Origin of the sequence: Spirulina sp. CCY15215 (assembly GCF_016888125.1) — a bacterium.
Lineage (GTDB): Bacteria > Cyanobacteriota > Cyanobacteriia > Cyanobacteriales > Spirulinaceae > CCY15215.
This window is the reverse complement of the sequence record NZ_JACSWA010000393.1, coordinates 1-13,525: the sequence shown is the minus strand read 5'-3', so window position 1 is coordinate 13,525 and position 13,525 is coordinate 1. Positions and strand designations below refer to the sequence as shown.

The 13,525-nt window shown below is 42.4% G+C and carries 8 protein-coding genes and 1 pseudogene; 6 read left to right on the top strand and 3 right to left on the bottom strand.

The window, feature by feature from the left end; translation table 11 throughout:
* A pseudogene (locus JUI58_RS11245) lies at window positions 1-793 on the top strand (hypothetical protein); the annotation flags it as partial.
* A 32-nt stretch (window positions 794-825) separates the two neighbouring features.
* On the opposite strand, the gene JUI58_RS11240 reads toward JUI58_RS11245, so the two are convergent.
* Entirely contained in the window at window positions 826-2,355 is a 1,530-nt protein-coding gene (locus tag JUI58_RS11240; RefSeq protein WP_204103878.1) for a YifB family Mg chelatase-like AAA ATPase, read from the bottom strand.
* 115 nt (window positions 2,356-2,470) lie between these two features.
* Here JUI58_RS11240 and JUI58_RS11235 point away from each other — a divergent pair, with 115 nt between their 5' ends.
* The 4 genes from JUI58_RS11235 (at window position 2,471) to JUI58_RS11220 (ending at window position 7,717) form a co-directional block, all read left to right on the top strand.
* On the top strand, window positions 2,471-2,809 hold the full coding sequence (locus tag JUI58_RS11235; protein WP_204103877.1) for a histidine triad nucleotide-binding protein: 339 nt from the start codon (window positions 2,471-2,473) through the stop codon (window positions 2,807-2,809).
* Between the two features lie 72 nt (window positions 2,810-2,881).
* On the top strand, window positions 2,882-5,680 hold the full coding sequence (locus tag JUI58_RS11230) for a hybrid sensor histidine kinase/response regulator (protein ID WP_204103876.1): 2,799 nt from the start codon (window positions 2,882-2,884) through the stop codon (window positions 5,678-5,680).
* Window positions 5,670-6,557, top strand: coding sequence for a M23 family metallopeptidase (locus JUI58_RS11225; protein WP_204103875.1), 888 nt, complete (start codon window positions 5,670-5,672; stop codon window positions 6,555-6,557). Before JUI58_RS11230 ends, JUI58_RS11225 begins: the two co-directional genes overlap by 11 nt.
* A 92-nt stretch (window positions 6,558-6,649) precedes the next feature.
* Window positions 6,650-7,717 (top strand): J domain-containing protein, encoded by a 1,068-nt coding sequence (locus JUI58_RS11220; RefSeq protein ID WP_204103874.1) that lies wholly within the window; start codon window positions 6,650-6,652, stop codon window positions 7,715-7,717.
* A 123-nt stretch (window positions 7,718-7,840) separates the two neighbouring features.
* Here the strand turns inward: JUI58_RS11220 and JUI58_RS11215 are convergent, their stop codons facing one another.
* Window positions 7,841-9,016 carry an RNA polymerase sigma factor, RpoD/SigA family gene (locus JUI58_RS11215; protein WP_239121404.1) on the bottom strand — a complete coding sequence of 392 codons (1,176 nt, stop codon included), beginning with the start codon at window positions 9,014-9,016 and terminating at the stop codon, window positions 7,841-7,843.
* Between the two features lie 524 nt (window positions 9,017-9,540).
* Here JUI58_RS11215 and priA point away from each other — a divergent pair.
* The gene (gene priA, locus JUI58_RS11210) at window positions 9,541-12,249 is read left to right on the top strand and encodes a primosomal protein N' (RefSeq protein WP_204103873.1); all 2,709 of its coding nucleotides are present in this window, start codon (window positions 9,541-9,543) and stop codon (window positions 12,247-12,249) included.
* A 30-nt stretch (window positions 12,250-12,279) separates the two neighbouring features.
* Here priA and JUI58_RS11205 read toward each other — a convergent pair whose 3' ends face one another.
* The gene (locus JUI58_RS11205; RefSeq protein WP_204103872.1) at window positions 12,280-13,086 is read right to left on the bottom strand and encodes a hypothetical protein; all 807 of its coding nucleotides are present in this window, start codon (window positions 13,084-13,086) and stop codon (window positions 12,280-12,282) included.
* Window positions 13,087-13,525 lie beyond the last annotated feature (439 nt).

The following is a 13,525-nucleotide window of genomic DNA, read 5'->3' as shown; positions in this document are numbered from 1 at the left end:
ATTGGATTCGGGAGAAAAATTAACTCTAGGTGAACCGATTAAAAGAGATCGGCATGATGGAGTCAATCATGTTGTCTATCGCGTTAAAGCTGATTTTTATGAAAAGTTTGATTTTCATCATTATCCCTTCGATGACCAAATACTCTCTATTCGCTTTCGTCATCATACTTTAGGACAAGAAAAATTAATTTATGTGGTGGATTTTGTCGGAATGCGAGATACAAATACTGAGGAGGTGATCAAAAATTTTAAAAGTAATAAGGTATTTGAAAAAATTACCGATTGGCACATTATCAATGCCCTCTTTTTTCAGGATATTCATGTTAACCAATCGACATTAGGCGATCGCCGCTTAATTAAAGCGAAATCTCAGTTTCAATACTCTCAGTTTAATGCCGAGATCGAAATAGAGCGGGATATTTTCCGATTCAGTATGAAAAATCTCTTACCCTTATGGTTTTTTGTGGTAATCGCTTATGGTTTACTCTTTCTTCCCTTTGAAAACATTTCGGTTGAGGCCATCAGTGGTTTACTCTTAGCTGTTGTTTTTTATCATCTCAGTTTGTTGGATTCTCTACCCGAGGGGATTGGCTATGTTGTTGCTCTCGACTATGCTTTTTATTTAGTTTATATTTTATTGGGACTAGAACTTGTTTTAGTGATTTTAGGACAGAGTAAATGGTTAAAAATTAACCTGAATGTCAGCAACAAACAACTCCTTCAATTTAGCAGAGTTATTCTCCCTATTCTCTGGATAGTAGGTAGTTATAGTTTGTTTTGGATTTATAATTAGTTTTGATGGGAGATATCTTCCGGTCTTTACTTTTATTGCAGTCGATCTAGAGTACGATATTGAATTGCTTCGGCAACGTGCTGAGAACTAATCTTCTCCTCTGCCGCTAAATCGGCGATCGTGCGGGACACTTTGAGAATTCGATCCATTGCTCTTGCGGAAAGTCCTAACTTGCGAATTGCCATTTCTAATAAATTGCGACTGGTTTCATCCAAAGCGCAAAACTGTTGGAGATGACGGCTTTTCATTTCCGCATTGCAACGGATGCTAGTATCGTTGCTAAAGCGTTTGCGAGCGCGATCGCGGGCAATTTCAACCCGTTCTCGAATTGGTTTTGAGGGTTCCCCCGCAGCCTGTCGCGTCATCTCTTCCGGTTTCAAACGATTGACTGCAACTTGTAAATCAATGCGATCCATCAATGGTCCCGACAATTTTGCCCAGTAATTTTCCCGTTGTCGAGGAGAGCAAGTGCAGGCTTGAATTGAGTCGCCATAGTAACCGCAAGGACAAGGATTGGTACTGGCAACTAAGGTAAATTGGGCGGGAAACAGCACTGATTGACGAGTGCGAGAAATGGTGACGCAACCATCTTCTAAGGGTTGACGCAAAAATTCTAAAACATTGCGTTTAAACTCAGTTAGTTCGTCCAAAAATAGGACTCCACGATGAGCCAAAGAAATTTCCCCAGGACGAGGAATGCTCCCTCCTCCTACTAATGAAGGTCCCGATGCAGAGTGATGGGGACCGCGAAAAGGTCGCTCTTCAATTAATGTACCTTTATTTTTCAATAAACCGGCAACAGAATGAATTTGCGATACTTCTAGGGCTTCTGCAAAAGAAAGTGAAGGCATGATTCCAGGCAATCGCTTTGCTAACATGGTTTTGCCACTGCCAGGAGGACCGACCAAGATCAGGTTATGACCCCCTGCTGCGGAAATTTCCAAGGCACGACGGGCATGATTTTGTCCTTTGACTTCTTTTAAATCCGAGATACCTAGCCTCTGCCGATTTGATTCAATTTTGACATTAAATATTGCTGGGGAATGGTCTTCCGGTTGGCAAAGAAAAGTTGCAACTTGAGATAAATGTTTGAACCCATAGACCTTTAAACCCTCAACAACAGCAGCTTCGCGAACATTATCTTCGGGAACAACTAAACCCGTCATACCCATGCGTTGTGCCGCAGCAGCAATAGGTAAAACCCCCGCCACCGATCGCAAACTACCATCTAAAGAAAGTTCTCCTAAAAATAGGAAATCCCCTAATAATTGCGGGTCTATTTGTTCAGAAGCGGCCAGAATTCCTACGGCGATCGGCAGATCGAAACTCGGACCTTCTTTGCGTAAGTCTGCTGGGGTTAAATTTATTAATATAGGTCGCATGGGGAACAATAACCCCGAATTTTTTAAGGCTGCCTTAACTCGCTCTCGAGATTCTTGGATAGCCGCATCGGGCAATCCCACGACAATAACTTTCGGCAATCCTCCCGAAACATCGACCTCTACTCCCACTTTAATTGCATCAATGCCAACGATAGACGCACTCCAAACTCTAGCCAGCATAATTTTTCAGCCAAACCACTGTATAAATGTAGTTTACTGGTGAATTGGTCGTTGCAGAGGCGATCGCTTTCTTGAGAAAATAAAAATATCTATACTGATTACCCATTCAATAAAGATGGAAACCATTTTCAGCAAAATTATCCGCAAAGAAATCCCAGCCGATATTGTTTATGAGGACGAGCTTTGCCTCGCCTTCAAGGATGTTAGCCCCCAAGCCCCTACTCATATCCTTGTCATCCCCAAAAAACCGATTCCGAGGCTTTCTGAGGCTGTTTCGGACGACCATGCGCTAATGGGACATCTCCTCTTGACGGTGAAGCGCGTTGCAGAGCAAGCCGGATTAACCAATGGCTATCGAGTTGTTATTAATAATGGTAACGATGGCGGCCAAACCGTGGATCACTTACACCTGCACATTTTGGGCGATCGCCAGATGAATTGGCCCCCAGGTTAAATAAGTTTCTTTGCCAACCCCTTACCAAAAAATCAAAATTAGTTCAAAAAATCAGCGCCTTGTACAATATTAATGTCTCCAAACGTCAAACATCATTCCCTTGGTAAAATATCTCGCAAAATTCCTCTGCGATCGCTCCTGGTGGTTCCTTTTGTCATCGAAGTTGTTGCGGCTGTGGGATTGACGGGATGGCTTTCTCTGCAAAATGGACAAAAAGCAGTTAATGATGTAACCACACAACTCCGGGAAGAAATTACTGCCCGCATCCAACAAAAACTCGAATCTTATTTGGAAGTTCCCCACACGATCAATCAACTCAATGCTAGGGCGATCGCGATCGGACAACTCGATTTAACCGATCCCTTAATCCTCGATCGCCATTTTCTCCAACAACTGCAAACTTTTGATTCTGTTACGGGAATTTACTTTGGGAATGAAGAGGGAGGATTTACGGGTCCCGAACGAGGTGAGGGGAAAACATTTTTTATTTACTCCACAGAAGCCTTTAAACTTGGGAATCTTTATAAGTATGCTATTGATAAACAGGGCAACCGTCAAGAAATCTTAGATACTATTCCTAATTACGATCCCCGTCAGCGACCTTGGTATACTGCTCCAATTAAAACCAAAAAAGCGACTTGGAGTGAAATTTATCCTTTTATCTCCGATTTAGGTTTGGGAATATCTGCGAGTTTACCGGTTTACGATGACCGAGAAACACTCCAAGGGGTATTAGAAATCGATCTATCTCTGGCAGATATTAGCAAGTTTTTGCGCTCTCTGAAGATTGGGCGCACGGGACAGACTTTTATTATGGACAGTTCGGGGTTAATTGTCGCTTCTTCCACAGAGGAAAACCCTTTTGTAGATAATAGCCAAGGTAAGGACGATCCTCAACGCTTACAGGCGATCGAAAGTCGCATTCCTCTCATTCAAACAAGCGCCGAACAGATCTTGGCAACATTTGCCGATTTTTCCAGTTTAAAGGGAAGCGAAAAATTAACTTTTACGGTACAAGGACAACGACAATTCTTACAGGTTACGCCTTTCCGAGACGAACAAGGGCTAAATTGGTCCATTGTTGTGGTCATCCCGGAAGCCGATTTTATGGAACGCATTCAAGCTAATACTCGCTTAACAATTTTTCTCTGTTTGAGTGCTTTAGGGGTGGCAATTTTACTGGGTTTCTTGACTTCTCGCTGGATCGCCGCTCCCATTTTGCACTTAAATGCGGCTTCAAAGGCGATCGCCTCGGGGGAACTCGACCAACATATTGAGGTCAAACAAATCCGAGAACTCGACACTTTGGCTCGTTCTTTTAATCAAATGGCGGGACAGTTAAAAGATTCATTTACCGCCCTTGAAAAAACGAACTTAGAATTAGAACAACGAGTTGAGGAACGTACTTTTGAATTGCAACAAGCGAAAGAAGTTGCCGACTTAGCTAACCAAGCAAAAAGCGAATTTCTGGCTAATATGAGTCACGAATTGCGAACGCCTTTAAATGGGATTCTTGGCTATGCTCAAATTTTACAGCGCGATCGCACTGCTACGCCTAAAATTAAAGATGGGCTGAATATTATTGACCAATGTGGTTCTCATTTATTGACTTTAATTAATGATATCCTCGATATTTCTAAAATTGAAGCGCGAAAGCTCGAATTACATTCTCTCGATTTTCATTTAGAAACTTTTCTGCACGGTATTTGCGAACTATTTCGGATTAAAGCCGAACAAAAAGAGATTGGTTTTCATTATGAAGCTCTTTCTGAACTTCCTAACGCTATTCATGCTGATGAAAAACGCTTGCGTCAAGTTCTGATTAATTTGTTAGGTAATGCGATTAAATTTACTGATCGCGGTAGGGTAAGTCTGAAAATTAACCGCTTAAAAACAACGCAGCAAATTATTGACGATGGACAAGTTATTTATAATTGCATTCGCTTTCAAGTTGAGGATACCGGGGTTGGTATGACTCCGACACAATTAGAGAAAATTTTTCTGCCTTTTGAGCAAGTTGGCGATCGCCACCGTCAATCTCAAGGAACGGGATTGGGGTTATCCATTAGTTGTAAAATTGTTAAAATGATGGGCAGCGAACTAAGTGTTGAAAGTGTTTCTGGTGTGGGTAGTACCTTTTGGTTTGACATTAATGTTCCTGAAGTTAGCAATTTCAGCCAATTGCCTATCCCAGAAACTGCTCGAAATATTATTGGCTATCATGGGGAGAAACGGAAAATTTTAGTGGTAGACGATCGCCAGGAAAATCGCGCAGTATTGATTGACTTACTTGAACCGATTGGTTTTGAATTAAGTCAAGCTGTCAATGGGTTAGAGGGCTTAGAAAAAGCGCGATCGCAGCAGTTTGATTTAATTATTACCGATTTAATTATGCCCGTGATGGATGGTTTTGAAATGACAAAAAAAATACGAACTTTAGAAGCAGAAAAGGAAGTTATCATTATTGCCTCTTCTGCCAGTATTGTTGATTTTGTTCGCCAACAAAGCTATCAAGTCGGTTGCCATGATTTTCTGTCCAAACCCGTACAATCTTCGGAGTTATTTGCACAACTTCAGCAGCATTTACAATTGACATGGATCGAGGAAATTATTGAGAAATCGGAGGAAAGTATCTCAAAAGAACTTATTTTCCCCCCCACACAAGAACTCATGTCACTTTATCATCATGTTTTAGATGGGTATCTCACGGAAATTCAATCTGAGCTTAAACGCATCGAGAATCTAGACTCTAAATATGTCACCTTTACTCAAAAAATTACCGAACTTGCGAAAGCATTTGAAAGCGAGAAAATTATTGAATTACTCGAACCTTTTGTTAATGAACAACAAACCATCAACCATGAACAGTAAACAAAAAAAGACTTTTATTCGGGTTACTTCTTTCTATACCTTATTTTTAGGGCTGGCGATCGCGCCTTCGCGATTTTTAGCCCCAAGTTTGGCTCAAAATGCTCCCGTTTGTCAGCCTTCGGTTCTATCTCGACTGCAAACCCATCAAGTTCGTGCTGGGGAAACTCTGGATGCGATCGCGGCACAATATCAAATTTTTCCTGCTATTATCCTGCATTTTAATCCCGCTTGGCAAAATACCCAACCCACTACGGGAAGTATCCTTTATATTCCCCCCCTAAATGGTATTGAAGTATCTACACCCTCGGGGGCAACTTGGCAAGACTTAGCCGACGCTTATGGAGTTCGCGCTGATGTTTTATTTGAACTCAATGGCTGTCAAATGCCAGGAGAAACAGTTTTTATCCCAGGCACGAGTTGGAGTACCCATAGCGTTCCTAAAGCCTCTAATTATGTCGGTTTGAGTAGTTATCCCTTGCGCGATCGCGCCGCGATCGGACTAACTTATGGCTGGCATAGTCAAAAAGGAACAGAGGAAAATGAGTTTCATAACGGCATCGATCTCCTTGCTCCTGTGGGTACTTCCGTACTTGCCGCCGAAGCAGGCATCATCGCCTTTGCCGATCGCCAAGGGAATTATGGCAACTTAGCTGTTATTAACCACGAAGGAGGACGACAAACCCGATACGCACATCTTGATACCCTCAATGTTGTTCCAGGACAAGAAGTTCAAGCCGGAGCCATTTTGGGAACCGTCGGAACAAGCGGAAAACCCGACATTCCTCAACCTCATTTACATTTTGAAGTTCGCTATCAAGTCCCCATTGGTTGGGTTGCACAAGATCCAGAGATTCACCTAATTTTGGCAAATTGGTAATCGGTAAAACAGACTAACCAATCTTAGGGAACTTTTTCTCGGTTCCCCTCAAATCAGTAACAAACTTGCCTTTTTAGCGACTATCTAAAATTATGGCTAAAAAAAAGACAAAACCAGCCTCTCAAGCCAATTCTGAATTAGCATTTTCCTTATTTCATACTCGCCTTGAACAACTAGAAAAAGACCATCAGTGGCTTCTCAAGCAAATTAAGAGAAAGCGAACCGAATTGACTAACTTTCTGGAACAAATGCAGGCGATCGCGCTGGAAATTGTCCAACGTAGTCAGCCTTTCCATGACAAACTCATCGAACTCGATCGAGAAATTCATTCTCTGTTTGAAGAGATTTTCACCACTCGCAAGTTTGGGAAACAGAGTCGCCAAAAAATTGAACAAGTCTATCGGATGTTGCAGATGATAGGTGCGATCAGTCCCAAAGGAAATCGCGATCGAGAAGATGAAGACTGGACTGAAGAAGAATTTTCTCAAACTGATACCGAAAATGACGCGGATTTTCATTCTGACGGATTCGATCGAGAAGATAACACCCCACCCAACCACGACAACTCTAATGCAAATCCCGAGTTGAAGCAAATGCGCCGTAGTTTCCTTCGCCTTGCAACGATATTTCACCCTGATAAAGTGACCGATGGAGAAAATAAGGAGGATTACGCAGAAATTATGAAGGAGGTTAACCGTGCTTATGAGGAGGGAGATATGGCAAGATTACTAGAAATTGAACGCCAATATGAGTTAGATAAGGCAATTAATCTTGATGATGCTTCCAACAGCGAGATCGAACGAAAATGCGATCGCTTAGAAATGGAGAATAAAATACTCAAAACTCAATATGAAAACATCAAATTAGAACTGCGTTGGATGCGACACACTCAAGAAGGGGAGATGGTTAAGGAATATCGTTCCCTCGTGCGATCGGGTTGTGACCCTATAGAAGAAATGATCAAAGAGGCTCAAAATCATATTCAAGAAGTAGAAGAAATTCGCAACTTTGTGACAGATTTTCGAGATAAAAAAATAACCATTAAAGACTTCTTGAAAGGTCCCGGTTTTGGCAAGCCAATAATTATCAGAGAAGAAATGCAAGAAATGATCGAGGATCTATTCTCAGGGCTAGTGGGAATCCAGTTTAAGGATTTCTAATCAATTATCAATTATCAATAGAGAAAATGTAATGTAAAGAGAAAATGTGAATCCCTAGGGTGGGCAGGGGGAATTACCAATATTTTTCCGGTTCTATTCCTATACCCTGCCCACCCTAAAGTATTAAGTGAGCCAGCCGCGAAGCCGACGAGCAACTTGAGGACGGCGAAGTTTCCGCATGGCTTTGCTTTGAATTTGTCGAACTCGCTCTCGGGATAAATTAAACATTCCTCCCACCTCTTCTAAGGTATAAGGCTGACTGGTACTTAAACCATAGCGCAAAGAGATCACATCTTTTTCGCGTTCTGTTAAAACATCGCTGAGAACTTCACTAATTTCCTGACGCATCATGACCTCACTCATTTGCTCTTCAGGTAGCTTTAAGTCACCATCTTCGAGAAGATCCATTAATTCCGTATCCTCTCCTTTACCAACGCGGTGATTGAGAGATAAGGACTGGCGGCGCAATTGGAAAAGGTGACGCAGTTGTACGGGGGTGACTTCTAATTCTGCGGCTAATTCCTCTTCGAGGGGATTGCGCTGTAAGGTTTGCTTGAGATTGCGTTGGGCTTTTTTGAGTTTGTTAAGTTTTTCAACAATGTGAATCGGGAGGCGAATGGTTCGTGCATCATTGGCAATGGTGCGGGTGATGGCTTGGCGAATCCACCAATAGGCATAGGTGGAAAATTTATAACCTTTATTGGGATCGAACTTTTCGGCGGCACGATTTAAGCCGATCGCGCCCTCTTGGATCAAATCGAGAAACGGTACACCACGATTGAGATAGCGTTTGGCGATCGACACCACCAATCGTAAATTTGAGCGGATCATTTTCCGCTTGGCGACGCGACCTTGATATAATTTTTGTTCCAGTTGGCGGAGGGTGATATCTAAGGCTGCAGCTATTTCTTCTTTAGAGGGTTGTCGCTGCAATTCCTCGGCTAGTTTTTCTTGAATTTCTTCAATCTGCACGATCGCCTTAACGCATTGCGCTAATTCGATTTCTTCGTCGGCTTTGAGGAGAGGATAGCGAGCCATTTCTTTGAAAAAAGCCCCGACGGTATCATCGTCGCTTTTGCCATAACGGGCTTTTCGAGTTTTGGCTGAGGTATTGGCGGGGATCGAAAATGCCACACTGACTAAATCTGGGGTTAATTCGTCGGCTTCCATTGCCCCCCCAGAAAGTTTATTATCGGTTTTTACTGTTGTCATGTTGGCTGTCATGTTGGCTGTCATGTTGGCTGTCATGTTGGCTGTCATGTTGGCTGTCATGTTGGCTGGTAATTCGGTAACGTTCATAAGTCGAGCCTAATGATTTCAAAAAGAGGATTATTAAAAGGGGTAGGTTTAAAAACACTGACCAAAAATACGAACAGGGTTTGGATAAATTCGGCGATCGCTTGATTGAGTCTTGGCTTGAGATAGATTTTTGTTCATTTGATCCCAAAAACTTAACAGTTCCTTAACCTCGTTCGTCGCTACAATTGGGTAAATGTTGTTTATCAGGCTAACAGAAATATTTCAGGAGTTTGTTTGTGTTATTACAAAATTTCAAAAGAAATGTTAGGAAATGTTAACAAATGCCCCTACCTGCTGACCTGGACTTGCTCGAGGGCGGATTTTTAGTTTTAGCCTGAATTTAAGCTAAACTCCTTGCTCAAACTGCTCTAAACCCTATCAGGATGATGGGGTTTTGCGCTTTCAAACGCTTTTCGTTCAGGGGATGGCAGCATAAACTGAGAAAATAAGTAAAGTTTTGTTTCTATTTGCTTAACATTGATTGAAAGTGGGTTCACTTTAAGTTATAGACCCAAACCTGCAAAATGTCGAATGCCATTAGTATGATTTCTACAATTTCTGCGATTTCTTCCGCTTCTCCCATTGTCTCAGAACCCCAAGTGGTGTACGGCGATCGCAGAGAAGGCGATCGCTGGATTGAAGTCTTATTGGACTATTCCCAAGAAGATTGGGGAGAGGGAAAAAATCCTGCCAAACTCTTTACCTATGGCATTCCTAGAGATTTAGAAGTTAATGTGGGGGACGTTATTCTCGTTCCTTTTGGCGCTCAAACCCTTGGAGGGATTGCCGTTCGCGAATTAGATACCCTACCGCCAGATTTAGAGCGCGATCGCATTCGCAATGTTCGCGAGGTTATTGCTGAGGGGGTTTTTTCGCCGAATTATTGGCAATTGTTGGAAAGAGTCGCGGATTATTACTTTGCTCCGTTAATTACCGTCATTCGCACGGCTTTACCCCCCGGTTTGTTAGTTAGACCTCAAAGCCGCGTTTGTCTTTGTGCTGAGGCTATTCCCGATGGGTTTGAGGTCTTTTGTTCCCCTATTGCCCGAGCCATTATTGAGCTTCTCCAATCTCAAAAAGAGGGGGATTATAGCAGTCGTCACATTCACCGCAAATTAGGGAAAAATAAGCGCAGTAACGTCGATCGCGGCTTGCAGGAATTAAAAAAACGCGGTTGGATTAAGCGCTATCTCGAACCACCGAAGCCAATTCAACCGAAAATGCGGCGAGCGGTAACATTAATCTCAGATCTATCTGCTCTCGATCTGACCAAACGTCAGCGAGAAATTTTACAAATCCTGAAAAATGCAGGAGGTGAGATGTGGTTAACGGATTGTGTTGAAACTTGTGCAACTTCCTCTTCTACTTTAAAGCGTCTTGAAGAAGCGGGAAAACTGGTCATACAGGATCGCGAAGAGTTGCGATTTTATGAAGAGATGGAAGTAGAAGGCGATCGCCCCAAAACCCTCAATGCAGATCAAGAGAAAGCCTTAGAAGCTATCCAAAATTTATCGGGATATGCCCGTGTTTTGCTGCATGGAGTCACCGGATCCGGGAAAACCGAAGTCTATTTGCAGGCGATCGCGCCAATTATCGAGCAAGGGCGATCGGCACTCATTCTTGTACCAGAAATTGGCTTAACCCCGCAACTTACCGATCGCTTCCGAGCCAGATTTGGCGATCTGGTTCGAGTGTATCATAGCGATCTGAACAAGGGAGAACGTTACGATACTTGGCGATTTTTGTTTTTTCAAGAACCGCAAGTTATTATCGGTACGCGATCGGCTATTTTTGCACCGATTTCCAATTTGAGTTTAATTATCCTCGACGAAGAACACGACCACAGTTTTAAAGAAGATCGGCGCACTCCAACCTATCATGCTCGCACAGTAGCGCAATGGCGAGCAGAACTAGAAAATTGCCCCCTCATTCTCGGCTCCGCAACTCCCTCTCTAGAAACATGGGTAACATCAAGGAATCGAAAAGAAGACAATCATTTATCCCCCCCATCAACTCCCCCCTCCCCACTATCAACTATCAACTCCCCACTATCAACTATCAACTCCCCACTATCAACTATCAACTATCAACTATCAACTATCAACTCCCCACTATCAACTATCAACTATCAACTATCAACTACCCACTACCTATCCCTACCCGATCGCATTTATTCCCGTCCTCTTCCTCCCGTTGAAGTGGTGGATATGCGACGAGAGTTAAAACAGGGAAATCGTTCTATTTTTAGCTTTGCCTTGCAAGATGCCCTCAAACAGCTTAAACCAACTGGCAAGCAAGGTATTCTCTTTATTCCTCGTCGGGGACACAGCACTTTTGTTTCTTGTCGAAATTGCGGTTATGTGATTGAGTGTCCCCATTGTGATGTTTCCCTCTCCTATCACCACGTCCGCGCAGAAGCAACCCAAATCTTACGCTGTCATTATTGTAACTACAGCAGCTTACATCCCTCCCTCTGCCCTGAATGCGAGTCTCCCTATCTCAAATTCTTTGGTAGCGGTACTCAAAAAGTAGTTCGGGCGATCGAAAAGGAATTCCCCGATCTGCGGGTGATTCGTTTCGATAGCGATACCACTCGTGGAAAAGGAGCCCATCGCACAAAATTAACTCAGTTTGCCGAAGGAGAGGCAGATTTGCTGGTCGGAACTCAGATGTTAACCAAAGGGTTAGATGTAGCGCAAGTGACCTTAGTGGGCATTGTAGCCGCAGATGGGCTATTGAATCTTGCCGATTATCGTGCCTCGGAACGAGCTTTTCAAACCTTAACCCAAGTTGCAGGAAGAGCAGGAAGAGGAGACGATCCAGGACGGGTTATTCTGCAAACTTATACACCGGAACATCCCGTTGTTGAAGCCGTTTGCAATCATGATTATTTGTCTTTTTCCCAGCAAACTTTGCCAGAGCGATCGCAGTTGAATTATCCTCCTTATGGGCGTTTAATTTTGTTGAGATTTAGTGGATTAAATGCAGAGGAAGTGGAAGCAACGGCGGATTTGGTCGCCCAGGGATGTCGCAATTTATTCGCTGCTGTTAACCACGAATTACTCGGACCCGCACCTGCAAGTATTATGCGGATCGATCGCCGTTATCGTTGGCAAATTTTGCTTAAGTTTGCTCGAGATATTGACAATTTACCGGATTTATTACAGTTGAAAGGATTATGTCCGCAGTCAGTTAGATTAACGATTGATGTCGATCCCTTGAGTATTAATTAATTGTGAAATTATAAACTATTGATTTTTGGTTTAGCTGACCTGAACTCCAAATGTTAATAATATTCTGGGCAAAAAATCATCGAGATCGCGGACATTTTCATCAACAATTTCAATCAGATTAAGTTCGTATTGCTGATAAATTCTTTGTTTTTCTCGCTTGCGATCTAAATATTTACTATCATTTTCATAACCCCAATACTCCAGATAGACTTTACCAGAAGGAATGTAAAAATCGCAGTAAACTTCTTCCGCGATCGGTAATCGGCGCTCGTAAGCATGAACTAATTCAGCCATATAGAGCCAATTATCAATCATCACTTCAGCCTTCGATCGCACCCAATGTCCATCTGTTGTACGAAATTTGGCACTCTCGCGAAACTTTTCTCGAAAACTTTGTTCGCTTTTAGTTTCCAGAATAGTTGAGTCTGTTGTCTCGGTAATAATATTCTTTATTGCTTCTAAAAAGATGCGATTTTCTAAAATATTGGGCGACCAAAGAACATAAGAATTTCCTGTTTTTGGATCGTTCTTTTGCGTTGCACCAAAAGCAATTCCTCTTCGCGTTGCAGTCCAATCTGTTCCTTTTTTCTCTAAAAGCCCCAATTCCGATAAAATACGATTGACATTATTGCGATGAACTGAATAATTTTGCTCGTTTAATTTCTGACTGATTTTTGTAGCTGATAACAGCATTGGAGAATTAACAATCTTGGGTTTAGGGCTAATTATTGTTTTGATAGTAGGTTTCGCTTTGGCTGTTTTCCAGCAGCTATAACAGAGAGTATGTCCAGGTTTAGAAACCGGATTATTACAATTAGGTTGAGAACAAGTTTCCATAATTTTATGTAATTTTTCCTTGCAATTTTAACTGTTTGCCTTGATTTATAAAGCCGTTTCTGCAAAAACGCCGCCACAATTTGAGCCGCTTCGATCGCCCCCAAAGACTCACTTATCGTATTATGCAGATCGACAACTTGTTGTTTAAACGAGTTTAACGCGAAGGGAAGAGCGGTGAAAACTGGCATTCTTTTTCTCATTTTTGCGGCGATCGCATTCAATTCAAATCAAATCTTAACTTAAAGTGTATTTTTTCAGATAGGTGTTCTTAATTACACTTCCTCGCTCCCAAGTCGTTCACAATAATAGATTAATTCCTTAAGTCTTTGCTGGTAATGCCTTCCCGTCAGGAACCTCAGCCTAAAGGCGTGAGGCTTGAAAGAGAAATCTGACAAGCCATTCTGACCAGACTAAGTACCCCGCGTACTACGTTATTTGG

Bases quoted from the DNA above. Each gene is read 5' to 3' on its own strand.
- JUI58_RS11240 (WP_204103878.1), bottom strand. From the start codon at position 2,355: ATGCTGGCTAGAGTTTGGAGTGCGTCTATCGTTGGCATTGATGCAATT.
- JUI58_RS11235 (WP_204103877.1), top strand. From the start codon at position 2,471: ATGGAAACCATTTTCAGCAAAATTATCCGCAAAGAAATCCCAGCCGAT.
- JUI58_RS11230 (WP_204103876.1), top strand. From the start codon at position 2,882: ATGTCTCCAAACGTCAAACATCATTCCCTTGGTAAAATATCTCGCAAA.
- JUI58_RS11225 (WP_204103875.1), top strand. From the start codon at position 5,670: ATGAACAGTAAACAAAAAAAGACTTTTATTCGGGTTACTTCTTTCTAT.
- JUI58_RS11220 (WP_204103874.1), top strand. From the start codon at position 6,650: ATGGCTAAAAAAAAGACAAAACCAGCCTCTCAAGCCAATTCTGAATTA.
- JUI58_RS11215 (WP_239121404.1), bottom strand. From the start codon at position 9,016: ATGAACGTTACCGAATTACCAGCCAACATGACAGCCAACATGACAGCC.
- priA (WP_204103873.1), top strand. From the start codon at position 9,541: ATGTCGAATGCCATTAGTATGATTTCTACAATTTCTGCGATTTCTTCC.
- JUI58_RS11205 (WP_204103872.1), bottom strand. From the start codon at position 13,086: ATGGAAACTTGTTCTCAACCTAATTGTAATAATCCGGTTTCTAAACCT.